A 19,758-nucleotide genomic window follows, 5' to 3' on the forward strand; every position below is an offset into this window, starting at 1 on the left:
AGAATATATACCTACATGAAGAAATTATTGCTCACCTTATGCGTAGTTGCAGGCTTACACACTTTTGCTCAAAATAATATCGGTATAGGCACGCCCAATCCGGCTCCATCTGCCATTTTAGATTTGTCGGCTGCCGATAAAGGCTTTTTGCTACCGCGGCTAACTACTGCACAGCGCACAGCCATTGCAAATCCGGCTAACGGTTTGCTAATTTACGATACTGATGTGCAATGCGTGTTTTTCTATAATTCGGTAACTGTTCAGTGGATTTCGCTTTGCCAACCATCTGGTGGTACTGGCGCTACGGGTGCTACCGGAGCAACAGGTGCCACGGGCGATACCGGAGCTGCAGGCACTAATGGTACTAATGGCGTTACTGGTGATACGGGTGCTACCGGAGCAACAGGTGCCACAGGCGATACCGGAGCTGCAGGAACAAACGGCACCAATGGAACAAACGGTGTTACCGGAGCTACAGGCGACACTGGTGCTGCAGGCACTAATGGTACTAATGGCGTTACTGGTGATACTGGTGCTACGGGAGCAACAGGAGCTACGGGTGCCACAGGCGATACCGGAGCTGCAGGAACTAACGGTACCAATGGAACAAACGGTGTTACCGGAGCTACAGGCGACACTGGTGCAGCAGGCACCAACGGTACTAATGGCGTTACTGGTGATACTGGTGCTACGGGAGCAACAGGTGCCACGGGCGATACCGGAGCTGCAGGAACTAACGGCACCAATGGAACAAACGGTGCTACCGGAGCTACAGGCGATACTGGCGCAGCAGGCACCAACGGTACTAATGGCGTTACTGGTGATACTGGCGCTACGGGAGCAACAGGTGCCACGGGCGATACCGGAGCTGCAGGAACTAACGGCACCAATGGAACAAACGGTGCTACCGGAGCTACAGGCGATACTGGAGCTGCAGGAACTAACGGCACCAATGGAACAAACGGTGTTACCGGAGCCACAGGCGATACTGGTGCAGCAGGTACTAATGGCGTTACTGGTGATACTGGAGCAACGGGTGCTACCGGAGCAACGGGTGCCACGGGCGATACCGGAGCTGCAGGAACTAACGGTACCAATGGAACAAACGGTGTTACCGGAGCTACAGGCGACACTGGTGCTGCAGGCACCAACGGTACTAATGGCGTTACTGGTGATACTGGAGCAACGGGTGCCACGGGCGATACCGGAGCTGCAGGAACTAACGGCACAAATGGAACAAACGGTGCAACCGGAGCTACAGGAGCTACAGGAGCAGCAGGTACCAACGGTACTAATGGCGTTACTGGTGATACGGGTGCTACTGGTACAGCAGGAACCAACGGTGTAACTGGAGCTACGGGTGCAACTGGGGCAGCTGGCACAAATGGAACCAATGGAACAAACGGTGCAACCGGAGCTACAGGCGACACTGGCGCAGCAGGCACCAACGGTACTAATGGCGTTACAGGTGCAACGGGTGCTACTGGTGCAGCAGGAACCAACGGTGTAACTGGAGCTACAGGTGCAACTGGGGCGGCTGGCACAAATGGAACCAATGGAACAAACGGTGCTACAGGAGCTACAGGAGCAGCAGGTACTAACGGTACCAATGGCGTTACTGGTGCAACGGGAGCTACAGGAGCAGCAGGAACAAACGGTGTAACTGGAGCTACAGGTGCAACTGGGGCAGCTGGCACAAATGGAACCAATGGAACAAACGGTGTAACTGGTGCAACCGGAGCTACAGGAGCAGCAGGTACTAACGGCACCAATGGCATTACAGGTGCAACGGGGGCTACTGGCGCAGCAGGAACTAATGGTGTTACGGGCGCTACGGGTATAACAGGACCTACAGGCTCTATGAGCGGTAATGCAGGTGGCGATTTAAGCGGCACTTATCCTAACCCAACAGTAGATGGAATCTTAGGTGATACTATTGTTGGACCTAAAGTTACTAATGGGGTAATAAAGTATGATGGCACAAAATGGGTGATTGATAGTACAACCGGACAGTTTTGGAAACTGACAGGTAACACTTTAACCAATCCACTAACCAATTATGTGGGCACCACCGATAGCACACCATTTTCAATTAGAACAAGTGCCCGCGAAGCAATACGAGTTGCCGCCAATAGCGATGTAATCATTGGTAACACCTTGGTGTACGACAACAATATAAACTCCGGATGGACCGGCACCAAAGTTCAAATTAACATGATTCCGAAGTCTGCTGCCGATAATTCCGATGCGGTATTGCTCCGCATGTCGTCTAGCACGGCATCGGATTACTCTAAGTTTATTTTCTTTAGAACCAGAGGTACTTTTCTGCCAAGTGGTGCCACAACCGTAGTAAATGGAGATCCACTGGGTAGAATTTTATGGCGTTCTTACTATGGTGCCACGGCTGCCACACCTACTACCAATCTTTCTTCTAATGCAGTAATTGAAGCTTACGCAGAAGGAACCACTGCCACCGGATCGGGTGGTAGATTGGTATTTTCTACTACCAATTCAGGCGCTACCAATCCAACTGTTAGAGCCATTATTGCGGCAAATGGAAATATGTCTATAGGAGGTACGCTTAGTGGCAGTTCAGCAGCCCCAACGCAGGCTCTTATGGTAGATGGGTATGTTTTTGTTGATAGAACAGGGCAAAATATGGGCAACTTGGCACTGGGAGGTGGTGTAATGTTTGGCAATGCCAATACTGCCATTGCTTCAAATAGACAAACGGCATTGCAAAACCAAAATGGTTTAGATTTCTATACCGGTGGCTCTCGCAGAGTTGCCATTACTTCTGCCGGAAGAGTTGGTATTGGCGTAGTAGAGCCAAACACTTCGTTTCAGGCAGAAATAAATTCTGCTACACAAAACGGATTGCTAGTTTCTACCACCTCTGCCACTGCAGGAATTTGGGTAAGAGGCAATGGATATAATATCACCAACACTACCAACAACTATGTTGGCTCGCGCGGTATTATTGCTGCCGGTATTGGTATTGGCGTAGAAGGCTTTGCCGTGGAAGACAATAATGCCACTACCAATCATGCAGGCGGTTCGTTTGGCGTGTACGACAATAGCCTTTCCACTGCACTTTCATTGGTAAAAGTAGGTGCGTATGAGAGTTCAACACCATATAAAATTATAGGTATTGGTACTGTTTCTACCGTAGTGCGCGATCAAGAAAATAAAGGCAGGGTAATGTTTGCTCCGGAATCACCTGAAGTGCTATTCCAAGATTTTGGAGAAGGGCAATTGATAAACGGCAAAGCTCACATTACGCTCGACCCTATTTTCAGCAAAAATATTTGTGTGAATGAAAAACATCCGATGCGTGTTTTTGTAACATTGAAAGGCGATTGCAATGGTGTATTCGTTACCAACGAAACTGCTACCGGATTTGATGTTACTGAATTGAAAAACGGTACTTCTAATGCTAAATTCTCTTGGTTTGTTTCTGCTAACCGTGCCGATGAACAATACGGCAACCATACAGGCAAATTCCAAGATTTGCGTTTCCCTGTTACCAACATGCTAAACGAAAACAAGAACGCGAATAGCATTAGAATAAAACAGGAAGAAGAACACAACCGTAAAATTCAGGAAGAAGAAAGCCGCATCAATATGGAAATTAAGCGCAAAGCCGATGCCGAGCGCAAAAAAGAATTGGAAGATTTTGAACGCGAAAACAAAAAGCAGCAAATAAACAGCAATCATCCATACTAGTTTACGCTTGCAATATGAATAAGGGTAAAGTACTCATTACCGAACCTGTACATGAATGCCTGCCCGAGGGCTTATGCCAGCTAGGATTTGAGGTAGTTCATTTACCCGAAATTGCAGCTGCAGAAGTACTCCCGATTATTGGTGAGTTTACAGGGCTTATTATCAATAGCAAAGTACAGGCAAATAAAACATTGCTAGCCCAAGCCTCACAACTGAAATTTGTAGCCCGCTGCGGATCGGGCAAAGAAGTTATTGATTTTGAATACTGCCACCAACACGGCATTACACCCATTACTTCGCCCGAAGGAAACCGACAAGCAGTGGCTGAACACGCACTTGGCATGCTGCTATCGCTCTTAAACAATATTCATAGCGCACATGCACAGGTAGTGCAAAAAAAATGGATACGCGAGCGCAACAGAGGTGTAGAGTTGTTTGGTAAAACTGTTGGCATCATTGGTTTTGGGCACACAGGGAGCGCCTTTGCAAATGTGCTAAAAGGCTTTTGCCCAACTATACTTGCTTACGATAAATACCACACCAATTGCACCACCAACGAAGTGCGCCAAACTACACTTCAAGAAATTTTTGAAAAGGCTGAAATTGTAAGCCTACACTTGCCGCTTTCTCCGGAAACCAAACATTTTGCCAACGAAACATTCTTTGCTGCTTTCAAACAAAAAATTTGGTTTTTAAATACTGCACGCGGAAGTTGCACAGATACTGTGGCGCTGCTACATGCTATACAGCAGGGTAAAATACATGGTGCTGCTTTAGATGTGTTAGAAAATGAAAAATTGGAAAGCTACACGCCTTTAGAAAATGAACTTCTCCAGCAATTGGCACAAACACAAAAAGTGCTCTTCACTCCACATATTGCCGGATGGACAATAGAATCGAAAAGAAAAATTGCAGAAGTATTGCTGCAAAAAATAAGCGCCTTGGCTTAATGCAATACTCCGGCACCCAACTTAGCACATAAACGAAATTCCAACAGGTGCGGGTACTTCCATGGGCGGTGCCGATGGTGGTGCTGTTGCTACCTTAGAGGTGCGTTGCGGAGGCATTACTTCGTGCTCCGGTGCGCTATCAATAAGTGGGCTGATGTAAAAGTTTTTCATAGCTTTTCAGTTTCTTGTTCAGATAAGACGTTTGCTATCTCTTACGATACTCATACAAAAAAGTTTCGGCAATGGTTTATATAGTGCGTTACTTACAAATAAACACTACCTTTAAAACACTTACTTCACCTTGTAAATAAATGCCTTATGAAATATCCTATAGTTCTTCTTACTATATTTTTTGCCATGTGTTTTCTTACCAATTGCAATAAAGAAAAGTTGCTTGACGAAAAAGATATTCCGGCAGAAATTAAACAGTATGCTGCCACGCATTTCCCTAGCTGTGTCATTACAAAAGCAACTAAAGAAACAGGCAATCGCGATGATGCGTATGAAATAAACCTATCGTGCGGAGTAAAATTGGAATTTAACCTGCAAAAGAATATAGTTGATATTGACGGTTCTTCTAAGCTACCCGACAGTGTAATTCCCACCGGAATTTTAAATTATGTAGCAGCTAACTATGCAGGAAAATATATAGTAGGCTGGGAGATACAAAATAGTAAGCAATATGCAGATTTAAGCAATCGCGTAACCTTAGTATTTGATATGCAAGACAGCTTTCTGTACATAGCAGATTAGCATTTACACCAATTGCACAGCTGCAATTATTACCTGCTCATAGCTCCGCAAACGCTTAGCACTTGCCCACTTACATAGGTAGAAAGATCGCTGGCAAGAAATAGTACAGCATTGGCCACTTCTTGTGCGCTGCCCATTCTGCCAAAAGGAATTTGTTGTAAGATTCCGGCTTTTACATCATCGCTCAACACCTCGGTCATATCGGTTTCAATAAACCCCGGAGATACAGCATTGCAGCGAATGCTGCGCGAGCCAAATTCATCGGCAATACTTTTAGTAAATCCAATAATACCTGCTTTAGATGCAGCATAATTTGCCTGTCCTGCCTGACCGCGCAAACCTATAATGGAAGTAAGGTTAATAATACTACCCTGCTTTGCACGCAGCATGTGCTTAGAGGCATGTTTGGTGAGGTTAAAAACACTTTTAAGATTAGCTTGTAATACTTCATCAAATTGCTGCTCGCTCATGCGCAGCAGCAGGTTATCGCGCGTGATACCTGCATTATTTACGAGTATATCTATTTTGCCAAACTGCTTAATTACTTCATCTATTACCGCACCGGATTGCTCAAAATTTCCGGCATCGGATTTTATGCCAACCACTTTCACATCTTCGCTGCTTAACTGGCTGCTTACTTGCTTTGCACGCTCTTCGGAACTTACATAAGTAAAAACTACATGTGCACCCTGCGCTGCCAAAGTTTCTACAATTGCATAGCCAATTCCTCTTGTACCTCCGGTTACAAGTGCAACTCTTCCGCTTAATAGTTTTGTCATTGAATGTTTAGGTTATCTGTAAACAAAAACGCTGCCTTCGCGCTGTGTCCATGTTTCATCAATAAATGAAAAACGAACTACATACACATATAAACCTGCATCTACCTTTTCGCCACGGTAATAGCCGTCCCAACACTGCTTTAAGTCGTTGGTTGCAAATACCATTTCGCCCAAACGGTTAAATACTTTTAAGTCTATACTTTGAACAGCATCGGCAAATAAACACCAAAACTCGTTATTGCCATCGCCATCGGGAGAAAAGAAATTAGGAATGTAAATAGTTTTATCTGCCAATACAGTAAATGGAATTAAAAGCGTATCGGCACAGCCATTGGCATCGCGCACAATAAACGTATAATCTATACTTTGAATTGGAGAAGCAATTGGATCATTGCAATCGTAGCAACTTAATCCGCGCTGTGGTCGCCACTCATACACATAATTACTGCTCGAAGGCGTAACTTCTACCAATAATTTTTGCTTTTTACCCACTTTAATAATAGTAGTATCAGGAGGAAGCGCCACAATTTCGTCTGGCTCGGTAACGGTGGTTTGTGCTGTGGCTACACAGTTTCTGCTATCAAATACCGTAACGGCATAATTACCTGCTTTTAAACGCTGGATAGAAGCGGTTTGAGCATTGTTATTCCATAAATACTGGTAGCCGGGAGTACCGCCAACTCCGGTAGCCGTTAGCCTGCCATCGCTACCATTAAAACACGTAACATGTTTTACGCTATCAATAGATGCGGTAAACACAGGAGCTGGCTGTATGGTGAAAGATTGCGTTCCGGTACATTGGTTGTTATCGGTAACGGTAACATCGTAAGTATTAGGTAATAACTGCGAAAGGCTGCTGCCCGAAGCACCGTTGCCCCAAACAAAATTGTAAACAGGTGCACCGTTTGAAGCATCAACCACAATACTGCCATCTGCTACATTATAGCACTGCTGGTCGCGCAACTGCACCAAATTTACTACTGGTAAAGAATAAACCGTTACCACAATATCGTTACTCAATCCTTCGCAATTATTTACATCGGTGGTAGTAACATGGTATGTGCCGCTTTGCGTTACATTGATAGTTTGCTGGCTGCCAGCATTTGTCCAAATATAAGTTTGGAAAGTAGAATCGGTACTCAGATTTACACTGCCGCCATCACAAAACGCAACAGGGCCATCGGCAGTAATCATAATTGGCAATGGATTGGGATTGAAGGTAATTACCAAATCGTTACTCTTTACCTCGCAACTATTGGCATCTACTGCTGTAAGGTAATATGTACCCGCTTGCATTACCGTAATACTTTGTGTGGCATCACCATTGCTCCATGCATAAGCATTGTAAGTACTATCGCTATTGAGCACAATACTTCCGCCTTTACAAACAGGCAAAGTGCCATTGGTAGAAATAGTAGTGGGCAACGGATTAGCAGCTACCGTAACTTGTGCGGTATCGCTCTTCCAAACACAACCTTGTGCATCTACACCAAGAAAATAATAACTACCCGTTTGATTAACGGAAATAGTAGGTGTAGCAGCCATTGTGCTCCACATTTGCTGAACAAACTGCTGTGCCGATGATAATGTAACACTGGCTCCTTTACATAAATTGATAGGGCTTGCAGGTAAAATAGGTTCTATCTGTGGCGGGCTAATGGTTAGTTGCATAGAATCTATGCCCGAGCAACCTGCTGCCGTAACTATCACATAATACTTGGTAACTTTGGGTGCATTGGTAAGGTTGGTATCTCTCGCTATTGGATTGGCTACCAATGAATCTGAAAGCCCAGTGGTTGGTGTCCAAAAATAAGTAGCATTAGGTATGGGTACACCACCAATAACCGTAGCGCCTCCACTGCAAACAACCATATCTGTTCCGGCATCGGCAGTAGGATTGGGGTTCACAGTTACCGAGCCGGTAGCTTGCGGAATAGTACAGCCACCATCGTTAATATCTAATGTAATATTTTTGACCCCGCTTGAATTCCAATTCACTTCAATGGGACCCGGACCATTTGGTGTGCCACTTACTATAGTTCCTCCATTTAAACCCCAAGTAAAGGTTGCATTAGGGGAAGGTGTTCCATTAAAACTTAAAAATGTACTTCTGCCTTCGCAAACCGTAGCAGGGCTGGCAGTAAATCCGGCATTAAAAGTACCTTGTACATTTGCGGTAAGCGTGTCGTAAGAATAACAAGAATAGCGGTCGGTTACTTTTACTATATACTGCTGTGTTTGTAAAATTTGTTCTGTGATGTTTTGAGAAACCTTTGCACTAGGTGTCCATACATACGTATAAGGTTTAGACCCCAGAATAGGATTAGATTTCAACACCACATTAGCTCCTGCACATACCGTGGTATCTTTTAATAAATTAAAAAGAGTTTGGTTATTAAAGGTAGCATTTACTTCTGGACATAGGTTTACTTCAATAACAGATACACTGGTTTCGTTACACGCTAAATCGTTCCAAGAACCGGCACTATAAATTTGCACACACTGTTCTCCATTGCTGCATTTGTATTGATTACTGCATGTAAAGTTACCGCAACCAAAAGTACAACTATTGTAGCCACTGTTATTAGGTTCACCACTTGCCCAGTTTTGAAAGAGTGATGGTGTTGCCGCTCCCGGAGTAAAACTACCTGTTGAACCATCCAATGCGTAAAACGTAGAAGCATTAGTTCCGGTTCTCTTGTAGCCAATCCAAATAGTTCCGCCATACTGCCCAAATATATTATTGGCATTGAGTGCATTTATTACGTTTTGGTTTTCGGTAGCACTATTAAACACTACCAAATTAGCGCCCAAAGTAGCAGCAGCAGTTTGAGCCTGTGCCGCATCCTGCGATGACGGATTGATAAAATACAAACTGCAATCTTCGCCAGGAACAGGTAGCGGCACATATCCCGCTCCGGTAAAAGTATTTATGATAAGTTGAATATCACAACCTTGCGGACCAACTACCGGAGGACACACATCTACAGTTACAGTTACAGTATCTTCAGAATAGCAGTTATAGCGATCGGTAGCTCTAAAAATATATGCTGTAGTAGTTGCCGGAGTAACATAGGCATTCTGAGTAGCTTGCCCCGAACTCCATTGGTAAGCATAAGAAGGCGATCCTAAGATGGTACGAGTTTTTAACTGCACCGTTTTATTCTCACAAATAGTAGTATCGTTATTACCCGTTATTTGCGGACAAAGGTTTACTTCTATTAAAGAAATGCTGGTACCATCATTACACTTTTCATCGTTCCAAAACCCGTTGCTATAAATTTGCACACATTGTTCACCATTGCTGCAAGCATAGCCATTACAGCCCACACCGCAAATTGGCGAACATTGGTAATCGTTGTTATTAGGCTCTCCGCTCGACCAGTTTTGGTATATTCCCGGAGTTGGTCCTCCGGTGGTTGGTGTCAAGAAAGGACCGGTTGAACTATCTAAAGCATAAAAAGTTGGAGCCGCCACAGAGGTTCTTTTAATACCAATCCATATTTTACCCGCCAATGCAAAAGCATTCTGCGCATTTAGTGCATTCACCACATTCTGGTTTTCGGTAGCATCGTTCATTACCACCAAATTGGCTCCTAAAGCCTGCGCTGCTGCCTGTGCTGCTGCTGCATCTTGCGAAGTGGGATTGATAAAATACAAACTACAATCCTGCCCCTGTACATTTAACTGCGTATAACCTTGGCCTGTAAAAGTGCTTATGATTTGCTGAATGTTGCAGCCTTTGTATTGTGCAAATACTTTTAAGTTGAATAGTAGAGCTAAACAAAGTAATTGCGTAACTTTTATTCTCATCCGTTTGTTTTTTTTGAAAGTTGCCAAAAATAGAGATTTGTTCTAAATAAGATGAAGAAGTTACAAAATTGGTTTGTCCAAAATTTTGCTTTAATAAAAACAATAAATTGCAAGTTCATTTCATTTCTTCCTATTCTATGTTTCAACTACATAATGTTTTACATTATCCATTAGGTTTACTTTTATATTTTTTATGTTGCAGTAGTGCCGTAAGCTACGCCCAATCCACACACCCGGTACTAAAAGATGCATTTGGCAGAACGCTACTATTGCATGGTTTAAATACCAGTAGCAGCGCCAAACACAGTACCGATAATCATCCTTGGATAGGTGAAGAAGATGTGCAACGCGAACAAACAGAATTTGGTTTCAACTCCGTAAGGTACCTTATTTTTTGGGGCGCTATTGAGCCGGAACAAGATGTGTACAACGATAGCTATTTGGCAGAAGTAAAAAAGCGGGTGGAATGGTACACCAACCGAAAAATGTATGTAATTCTTGATATGCACCAAGATATTTACGGCTTTGGCGTAGGAGGCAACGGAGCACCTGCATGGGCTTCTACCCAAACTAAAATTCAAAATATTATACCCGATAAATGGGCTTGGTGGCTGCAAAACTTAGAGCCGAAAGTAAAGAAATCGTACGTTACTTTTTTTAAGTATAAAAAACGAAAAGAACTGCAAGACCACTATATGTTGGCATGGAAAAAAGTAATTGAAGTATTTAAAGATAATCCCTATGTAATTGGCTACGATGTAATGAATGAACCGCATGGCGGCAAGGTAATAAGAACCCTCTCCGGAAAGTTTGAAAAAAAGGAACTGCACGCCTTTTACAAACGAGTAATTGGCAGTATTAGAACTGCAGATACCACCCGCTATATTTTTTTTGAACCGCGCTCTTTTGGTGTAAATTTTGGAATGAAATCGCACCTGCCTAAAGTAGAAGATGCCATACCGAGCGGTACCAACAAATTGGTATATGCTCCGCACCTTTACCTTGCATTTGTTGATATTGGCGGAAACTATTCCAAGAAATATCAAAAGAAATTGGTGAAATGGTATCGCAATAGACTTCGCGAAGCAGCTATGCACCAAACCCCAATACTTATTGGTGAATTTGGATTAAGCCCTGGCAAAAAAGATTTCGATAAATACTTACAAGACATTTTTAAAAGAGCTAATCAACACAATGTATCATGGTCTTATTGGTCGAGCGATTTGGGAGGTTGGGGACCATTTAAAAGCGATAAAACACCCTCTCCTATTATGAACGAAATTGTTGCCGTATATCCACATGCTACTGCCGGCTTACTAAAAAACTTTGAATACGATAAGCATCAAAATATCTTTCAACTTGCTTATGTAAGCGACTCCTCCATTGCTGCACCCACCGAAATTATTATTCCCAAGTTTTTATTTCCGAATGGATACGATTTTCAACTAACAGGTTTAGAAAACTGGCGGCAGGAATTTGATAGCACTTCACAAACATTAAAAATATACACCAACGAAGGTGGCAAAGAGGTAGCGGTATTCATTAAACCTAAAAGTGCACAAAACGATATGTAAGCAGTAGATTACTGCAATGCTTCCAAGTACTTATGGATGTAGCTATCTTTTTCCTTCAACTTATATTGCTGAATATATCGAGGATGCTCTAACACAACAGTTTTATCGAAAAGCGGTGTATCCTTAGTAAGCCGCTTAATGTAGTCTGCATTTTTCTTCCCCAATATAAAAGCAACGGAAGTTTCGGCAGCAATGCCGATATGAACCAGTAATGATGCCATCATAAACGACTTTACAGATTCAAACAATGCTTTATCATCGTAATAATTAGCATTTAGCCATGTGTGAGGTGCTGTTTGCTTTACAATTGCCAATGGAAAAGGTGAATTGATATAATACCTGCCATAAAACTTTTCTGCTCCGCCAAAAGCCGTAATCATATCATACATAAAAACCGATGAAACCTCATGCGTGTGTGCCGAGTGCATGGAAATACCACACTCGCTTTCTAAACGCTTGGTATCGGTAAAAGGCACACCCGTAACGCCCGCGCCATGCCGGCTGGGATTTATACCGATAATAAGAATCCTTTTTCTTGAGTCGTTATAGTATTTCCGATAAAACTTTTCCATTACCACCATAGTTTCCGGATTATCCATATAAGGATTAAGTGCATGAAAACCCTTCGGCAACTTTCCTGAAAACTGTAATTGCTTATTGAATGAAATAACCTTGTCTGCTATCGTTAATCTATGCATACTACAACATTTACAAGCATCTAAGTTAAGTAAGTGTAAACTTTTACGAGTGCCCTAATTTAAAAGAATCAACCCTTAGTAAGATACACCTTACTGGTGCAAAAAAGAAGAGGCTGCCTTTTGGAGGCAGCCTCTTCTTTTTATGAATTACCGATTATTTATCGGAACCAGCTTTGTAGCCCGGATGCGGAGAAGCCGGATTGCTTTCGCCCTTCTCATCTTCATCTGCATAACGGAATTCTACCCTGCGGCTTTGCTTACGTTCTAATTCGCTCTTACCTGCATTAGATTTTTTACCTCCTTGATATTTTACCAAGAAGCGATCTCTTGAAATACCATATTTCTCAACCAAGTAATCGGCAACTTTTTGTGCTCTATTCCAGGAAAGCTGCTCATTATATTTTTGATCATTTCTGCTTTCATCGTAACCTGTAATTGCTAAGCGCATATCAGGACATTGTTGCATTCTTTCTGCTACTTGGTGTAATGAGCTTAAGTAAGCAGGATCAATATAGTACTTATCGTTATCGAAGTAAACGCCCGGCAACTCAATCTTAGAGCAATCGCCACCGCGACCACGTCTGCGTCTAGAACCCTCTGCACCTACACCTTCTTTTCCGCCTTTGCCATCGGCACCGCCACCAAGCATTAACATATCATCGCCCTCATCGCAGCAAGGATTTGGTGGAATTTGAGCCACACCAAATTGATCTACCGGATAACCCGGAGGTGAATACGGTTCTTTGTCATCGCAATCAACAATACCATCTTTATCACTATCAAGTGCTACGCCTTTTACATCAACTGGGCAACCTTTCTTAGTGTTAGGCTCTTTATCCAACTTATTTGGAACACCGTCTTCATCATCATCCTTAAATGCATCTGCAATAATTTTATCGGGATTGGTTTCTGCCAATTTGCGATATACATAATCATTAGGATTTAACCACCAAAGCGGCTCTACTTTATTTCTACCTACATGGAAATTAAATCCTATAGAAGTATAAGAGATATTGTCGTTATCGCGTGTGAAACCAGGATAGTCGTCCTGTGTCCAACGATAGCCATCCAAGACATCCGTTCCTGTGATAATGAATTTTTGCTCAAGTGAAAGTGTAACCCATTTTGAAATATGGAAACCCATTCCAAAACCAAAATTAAAGGTAGGTAATAATTGATAGTTCTTGAATAATCCTGCTTTGTTTACATCTCTGTCTGCATCAGACTCATAAGTTCCATCAAATTTTCCTTTCAAAATTTTCAAAGACTCTTTCTTTTTATCTAAACGTGCATTTACCGGAGGTGTGCCCGGAGAACCTCCAATTTGGTATATTGCCAACACATCGGTAAAATCATACATTCTTCCATTAGCATCTAAAGCATCTACTTGTGTTCTAGTAAGGGTTCCACCCACACCACCAAAGAGGTAAAAGTTTACCATGTTACGCTCTCTGTAAAAACGGATATTGCCTAAGTTTACTACTGCTTGTAATGCTACATCGTGTACAAAAGTTCTGTAATTATAGAAGAAGTATCCTCTATTTCCCTTAGGAATTCTATTGGAGGTATCGGTACCAACCCCTGTGTAATAGTTAACATTTCCGTTGTATCTACCATTTAATGCTTGGTTGAATTTAAGGTTAAAATCCGGTTCCCAATTTAAGCCTGTCATCCAAGCAAACTGGTATTGGAAACGCAAAGAGAATACGTGTCCAATTGATTTTCTTATAGTTAAACCTGCGCCCCAGTTTTGCCATACTTTAGCCCAATTTGGGTTTACATCACCGCTCACAAAAGCATATCCTAAATTAATACCTATTTCCCATTGGTCACTTGGGCGAGCCGGGTAGAGGTATTTCATTTCTTTAAATGCCATTTGCTGCTTCTTTTGCTTTTTCTTGCTTTGGTAAACAGCGCTATCTAAGTCCATACGCGGCATTAACGGCTGGCTTATTGCTTTTCTATCGTTAAAATTAAATTCTTTGGCTTCCATGTCAGGCTTCATAAATTTCACCTGATTTTGGATGTCTTTTTTCTCAGCCTTTTTTGATTGCTGTGTGGTATCAGTAGTAGATTGTGCTACTGTTGCGCTTATAAAACACAACAATAATGCCGTACTGAATAATTTGGAAAGTTTCACCATAAAAATAGTTACAATAGATAATTTAACGTACTTATCAGCCCAAAAATATCAAAATTGTTCAAAGCTGAAAGTTTTGAAAAAAAAGAATTAAAAAAAAATCACACTACCTCCCAAGTTTGGTTGCCGGAGAGTAGTAAATTTAGACTTTCTTCTCCCTTTTGCTGCTTAGCGGCTTCAACTTGTGCTCCAATTGCCTGCTCAAAAGTAGGTTTTTCTTTTGCAAAGATAACTCCAAATGGGCGTGGGAAGTCTTCATTACTAAAAAATCGCGCCATAATTTGGGCTTTTAGAATATCGCGTTCATCGTGTATCCATAAATCGTTGGCGCTGTATCCTTCTTGTAAATTTACGACTTTGGGCTGGTAGCCATCTAAAACAATACCCAGCGATTCGCTTTCTCCAAACAGCAATGGTTTTTCGTGCTCTACAAAAATGGCACTTGCTTTTTGTGATACCTTATTTCCAAAAACCTCAAATGCATTATCATTAAAAATGTTGCAGTTTTGATAAATTTCCAGCAATGATGTGCCTTTATGTGCTGCTCCCCGCTCTAACATTCGTTGCAAATGCCGAGGTTCTTTATCCATACTTCTTGCCACAAAGCTGGCATCGGCTCCCAGTGCCAATGCTAATGGATTAAATGGATTATCTACCGTTCCCGCAGGCGAAGATTTAGTTACTTTATGAAGCTCGGAGGTGGGTGAAAATTGGCCTTTGGTTAAACCATAAATTTGGTTATTGAACAATAAAATATTTACATCTACATTTCTTCTAAGTAAATGAATTAAGTGGTTGCCTCCTATTGAAAGCGAATCGCCATCGCCTGTAATAATCCAAACACTCAAATCCGGGCGGGCTATTTTTAAACCGGTAGCAATGGCGGTAGCTCTGCCATGAATGGAGTGCATGCCGTAAGTATTCATGTAGTAAGGAAACCGAGAAGAGCACCCTATTCCGCTGATAAATACAATTTTCTCGCGTGGAATTTTTAGCTTAGGAATGGTAATTTGTACTTGCTTTAGTATCACAAAATCGCCACAACCCGGGCACCACCTTACTTCTTGGTCGGTTTCTAAATCTTTGGCACTGTATGGTTCAAAATCAACTGCTGCTTCCATTTTACTTTTCTCCTAATAAATCTATTGTTCCTTTTAGTTGATACAATTTTTGTGCAATGATACTTTGCTCGTCTGTCCATTCATCGTATTGCTCTATAGTTTCTGCTATTTCTGCAAGGTAGCGTGTGCGCTGTGCCGGAATAATTGCCTGGGTTAAATCTGTGCCCTTTGCTGCCGGTTGCAATTCTCCCCAATTTGCGTTTGTTTTACGTTGTATGGTGCGTACAATACATTCAAACAAACGGTTTACACCTGCATCGTTGAACTTAGATGCCACCGTACCCACAATAGGCAACTCTTCGTTTTGAGCCTGAAAAAGCATGTGGTTTCGTTTGTATTGCTTGCACACATCGTTCAGTGCATCTAAAGCGCCCGACTTATCGAATTTATTGATGGCTATTACATCGGCATAATCGAGCATGTTTATTTTTTCCAACTGCGAAGCTGCGCCATACTCTGGCGTCATTACATACATAGACACATCGCAGAATTGCAAGATAGAAGCATCGCTTTGCCCTACCCCTGCACTTTCCAAAATAATAAAATCGAACCCGGCTGCCTTGCACACATCTATTGCCTGCATTACATATTCGCTGAGAGCCTTATCGCTTTCGCGCGTGGCCATAGAGCGCATATAAGCTCTCTTATTAAAAATGGCGTTCATTCTAATACGATCGCCCAGCAATGCGCCTCCGGTTTTCTTTTTACTTGGATCTACAGAAATTACAGCAATAGTTTTATTGCGGTAGTTCAATAAGAAACGTCTTACAATTTCATCGGTTACACTCGATTTTCCCGCACCGCCAGTGCCTGTAATACCCAACACAACTGCATTTCCCGAAATATTTCCATTCATTGACTTCTTAACTTGATCAAATGCTCCATTCTCTGCTGCGGTAATGGCTTGTGCAATGGCTTTCCAATTTGCAGTGCTCCAATCGGTCTTTGTAAATGAAGTATCGGTATGAGCGTTGCTGCTTGCTGCGTTTGCAATTACATCTGCAATCATGCCTTCTAAACCCAACTGCCTGCCATCGTCTGGCGAATATATTTTGGCTATGCCGTAAGCGTGTAACTCCTCAATTTCTGAAGGAAGAATGGTTCCTCCGCCTCCTCCAAAAATTTTGATGTGGCTGCATTCGTATTGTTTTAGCAAATCGAACATGTATTTGAAAAACTCTATGTGCCCGCCTTGATAGCTTGTAATGGCAATAGCATCGGCATCTTCTTGTACTGCGGCTTCCACAATTTCTTGTGCACTGCGGTTGTGCCCCAGGTGTATAACTTCTGCGCCTTGTGCCTGCATAATTCTTCGCATAATATTGATGGCGGCATCGTGGCCATCAAAAAGCGAAGCGGCTGTTACTATTCGAATTTTTTTTTGCTTTTCCATCTTACTTTCTTTTCAAAAATTAGCAATGTAATTTTAAATTCAATTCATGGTGAACCCTCTTAGAAACATGGCTATATCCATTTTTTTCTTTCCTTCTAATTGCACTTCCAGCAGGTGTAAAAATCCATTGGCACAAGCTACCTTTAAATACGTTTTTTCATCAGAAAAAATTTCGCCCGGTAAATATTGATGTTCTTGCAGTTCAATTTCCGATAAAAACACCTTCATTATTTTTCCTTTAAAGTGAAAAAAGGCAGCCGGGTAAGGACTCAATCCCCGCACAAAATTGTGCAATTCCTCTGCCGTATAGTTAAAGTTTATTTCGCAATCGGGCTTGAAAATTTTAGGAGCTTTGGGGGCATCTATAATGTGTGCTTGTGCAATAGCCGGATAACTATTAGCAGCCACTGCATCAATAGTTTTTCGCAATACTTGTGCGCCTAAATACATCAATTTTACATAAAGTGTTCCCGCTGTTTCTGATGGAGCAATTGCTATTTCTTCTTGAAAAATGATATGACCGGTGTCTATTTCGTGTTGTAAAAAAAAGGTGGTTACACCAGTTTGGGTTTCGCCATTGATAATTGCCCAATTTATTGGGGCGGCACCTCTGTATTTGGGCAATAGAGAGGCATGTAAATTTATGGAGCCTAAGCGCGGCATATTCCAAACCACTTCGGGCAACATGCGGAATGCCACTATAACAAACAAATCTGCCTGCAAGGTGCGGAGTTGTTCCACAAAGGATTCGCTCTTCAGTTTATCGGGCTGCAGTACTTTTAATCCATGTTTGAGTGCGCACTGTTTTACTTCGCTTTGGTGCAGTTCTAACCCTCTGCCTGCCGGTTTATCGGGCGCGGTAACTACTGCTGCCACTTCGTGCGAAGAAGTAAGTAGCGTTTCTAACATTGGCACTGCAAATTCCGGTGTGCCGAAAAATACCAATCGTAATTTTTGCATAACAGAATGCGATGTTAGGCAAAAAACAAAAACAAAATGGTTTGTTACCATTCTTTTTCAAGTAACAACAGCAGGATGCGGCTCTAATTAGCAGCCGTGCTGCCTACTTTAGCTATTGCTTAAATCTATTTCGGTATTGTCGCCAATATTTAAACTCTGTGAGAATCCCTTGATGCCCGCATCGGAGCCAATGAGTGAATTTACCAAGGTTATATTTTCGAGTTTGGTATAGCTGCCCACAATAGAATCGCGAATAATAGAAAACTGTACTGCGCTGTGATCGCCAATAGTAACATTGGGACCTACAATAGAATTCACAATTTGTGCACCTTCGCCTATACTCACCGGAGGTATAATAATTGAGTTTTGAGTAGCGCCTTTGCGCACTGCCAAATCGCCCAATTTTCGCAATAAGATGGTGTTGGTTTCTAACAGAATTTCTTTTTTACCTAAATCGAACCACTGCTCTACTTTATAGCTATTAAATACTACTCCGTTGGTAATCATGGTACGCAGTGCATCTGTGAGATGAAACTCGTTGTTGGTACGAATATTATGTTCAACATTATATGCCAATGCTTCAAACAACTGCTTGGTTTCGTATATAAAATACAAACCAACCAATGCCATATTAGATTTGGGAATAGATGGCTTTTCTACCACATTCTTTATGGTACCATCGGTTCCTAACTCTGCTACGCCAAAAGAACGCGGATCTTCTACTTTTTTTATACAAAGGGTTGAAGTTTCGCCATGTACCAACTCGCTCACATCGGCATCAGTAATGGTATCGCCTAATTGAATAATAAGCGGTTCATTGATGTTTACTATTTCTCTTGCGCAAAAGAGTGCGTGCCCCATTCCTTCGGGCGTTTCTTGCGTTACAAAATGAGCATCGATTTCAGGATAGTTTTCTACTACAAAGTCTTTTATTTTTTCGCCCAAATAGCCAATTACAAATATAAAACGCGTAACACCGTTTTCTTTTAGGCTTTCTATTATGAAAGAAAGAATTGGTTTTCCGGCAACAGAAATAAGCACCTTGGGCTGGGTATAAGTGAGCGGACGAAGGCGTGTGCCTGCTCCGGCTACCGGAATAATTGCTTGCATAGATTACAAACGTACATAAATTTTTATCACGTTATTTAATTCAGATTTCAAAACAATTTATTCAGTATTAAATCAATTAGAATATTGATTGAATTGGCACTGCTTTGCCCTTTCAGTTTGCTATAATCGGTATATTCTATATGCACCGGAACTTCTACTACACGTAGCTTTTGAGCTTTTATCAATGAAAGAATTTCGGTAGCATGTGCCATTCTGTTTTCGGTGATTTTAATTTTGGCAGCTGCTGCTCTTGTAAATGCACGAAATCCATTATGTGCATCGCTTAACCATAATCCTGTAATAACACCATTTACCATAATTGCAACACGCAAAACGACTCTGCGCATGGTTGGTATTGCGGCAATATCTTCTTTACGCTTAAAACGCGAACCCAGCGCCACATCGGCCTCATTTGCCTGCAGTTTGCTTAGCAATAGCGGAATTTCTTTGTAATTGTGTTGCCCATCGGCATCGAAATGCACAATAAAAGATGCGCCTTTCTGTATGCTGAAACTGGTGCCTGTTTGTATGGCAGCGCCTTGCCCCAAATTAACAGGATGGCGCAAATAATATATAGGAAGATCTTGAATGGTTGCTACCGTATTATCGGTAGAAAAATCATCTACAACTACAATAGAATAACCTTGCTCTACCAATGGTAGCAAGGTGTTGCGCAACTGTGCGGCTTCGTTAAACGAAGGAACTACAATAAATATTTCTGCGTTTGCAGTTTTAACCATG

General features: G+C 42.1%; 14 protein-coding genes. 4 read left to right on the top strand and 10 right to left on the bottom strand.

Going from position 1 to position 19,758, the window contains the following annotated elements; translation table 11 throughout:
• Nucleotides 1-15: 15 nt before the first annotated feature.
• Nucleotides 16-3,726, top strand: a complete 3,711-nt coding sequence (locus tag KF872_06460) for a hypothetical protein (protein ID MBX2903185.1) — start codon at nt 16-18, stop codon at nt 3,724-3,726.
• Between the two features lie 14 nt (nt 3,727-3,740).
• Nucleotides 3,741-4,676 (top strand): hydroxyacid dehydrogenase, encoded by a 936-nt coding sequence (locus KF872_06465; protein ID MBX2903186.1) that lies wholly within the window; start codon nt 3,741-3,743, stop codon nt 4,674-4,676.
• Nucleotides 4,677-4,697: 21 nt separating this feature from the next.
• Here KF872_06465 and KF872_06470 read toward each other — a convergent pair whose 3' ends face one another.
• Complete coding sequence (locus tag KF872_06470) at nt 4,698-4,847, bottom strand: hypothetical protein (protein ID MBX2903187.1); 150 nt, start codon at nt 4,845-4,847, stop codon at nt 4,698-4,700.
• A gap of 147 nt (nt 4,848-4,994) precedes the next feature.
• Between KF872_06470 and KF872_06475 the strand changes: the two genes are divergently transcribed.
• A complete protein-coding gene (locus tag KF872_06475) occupies nt 4,995-5,429 on the top strand; it encodes a PepSY-like domain-containing protein (protein MBX2903188.1) in 435 nt (144 codons plus the stop codon).
• A 29-nt stretch (nt 5,430-5,458) separates the two neighbouring features.
• Here KF872_06475 and fabG read toward each other — a convergent pair whose 3' ends face one another.
• Both fabG and KF872_06485 read right to left on the bottom strand, forming a co-directional pair.
• Nucleotides 5,459-6,208: a 3-oxoacyl-[acyl-carrier-protein] reductase gene (fabG, locus tag KF872_06480; protein MBX2903189.1), complete on the bottom strand. Its 750-nt coding sequence runs from the start codon at nt 6,206-6,208 to the stop codon at nt 5,459-5,461.
• Nucleotides 6,209-6,220: 12 nt separating this feature from the next.
• Nucleotides 6,221-10,021, bottom strand: a complete 3,801-nt coding sequence (locus KF872_06485; protein MBX2903190.1) for a gliding motility-associated C-terminal domain-containing protein — start codon at nt 10,019-10,021, stop codon at nt 6,221-6,223.
• 137 nt (nt 10,022-10,158) lie between these two features.
• Between KF872_06485 and KF872_06490 the strand changes: the two genes are divergently transcribed.
• A complete protein-coding gene (locus KF872_06490) occupies nt 10,159-11,595 on the top strand; it encodes a cellulase family glycosylhydrolase (protein MBX2903191.1) in 1,437 nt (478 codons plus the stop codon).
• An 8-nt stretch (nt 11,596-11,603) separates the two neighbouring features.
• On the opposite strand, the gene KF872_06495 is transcribed toward KF872_06490, so the two are convergent.
• The 7 genes from KF872_06495 to KF872_06525 all read right to left on the bottom strand — a co-directional run bounded on the left by KF872_06495 (nt 11,604) and on the right by KF872_06525 (nt 19,757).
• A complete protein-coding gene (locus tag KF872_06495) occupies nt 11,604-12,293 on the bottom strand; it encodes an SMUG2 DNA glycosylase family protein (GenBank protein MBX2903192.1) in 690 nt (229 codons plus the stop codon).
• A gap of 154 nt (nt 12,294-12,447) precedes the next feature.
• Nucleotides 12,448-14,436, bottom strand: a complete 1,989-nt coding sequence (locus KF872_06500) for an OmpA family protein (protein MBX2903193.1) — start codon at nt 14,434-14,436, stop codon at nt 12,448-12,450.
• 98 nt (nt 14,437-14,534) lie between these two features.
• A complete protein-coding gene (locus tag KF872_06505; protein MBX2903194.1) occupies nt 14,535-15,554 on the bottom strand; it encodes a 2-oxoacid:ferredoxin oxidoreductase subunit beta in 1,020 nt (339 codons plus the stop codon).
• Nucleotide 15,555: 1 nt separating this feature from the next.
• Nucleotides 15,556-16,947 (bottom strand): cobalamin-dependent protein, encoded by a 1,392-nt coding sequence (locus tag KF872_06510; GenBank protein ID MBX2903195.1) that lies wholly within the window; start codon nt 16,945-16,947, stop codon nt 15,556-15,558.
• A 39-nt stretch (nt 16,948-16,986) separates the two neighbouring features.
• Nucleotides 16,987-17,907, bottom strand: coding sequence for a methionyl-tRNA formyltransferase (gene fmt / locus KF872_06515; GenBank protein MBX2903196.1), 921 nt, complete (start codon nt 17,905-17,907; stop codon nt 16,987-16,989).
• A 108-nt stretch (nt 17,908-18,015) separates the two neighbouring features.
• Nucleotides 18,016-19,017, bottom strand: a complete 1,002-nt coding sequence (locus tag KF872_06520) for an NTP transferase domain-containing protein (protein ID MBX2903197.1) — start codon at nt 19,015-19,017, stop codon at nt 18,016-18,018.
• A 47-nt stretch (nt 19,018-19,064) separates the two neighbouring features.
• On the bottom strand, nt 19,065-19,757 hold the full coding sequence (locus tag KF872_06525; GenBank protein ID MBX2903198.1) for a glycosyltransferase family 2 protein: 693 nt from the start codon (nt 19,755-19,757) through the stop codon (nt 19,065-19,067).
• Nucleotide 19,758 lies beyond the last annotated feature (1 nt).

This window comes from Chitinophagales bacterium (assembly GCA_019638515.1).
Lineage (GTDB): Bacteria > Bacteroidota > Bacteroidia > Chitinophagales > LD1 > UBA7692.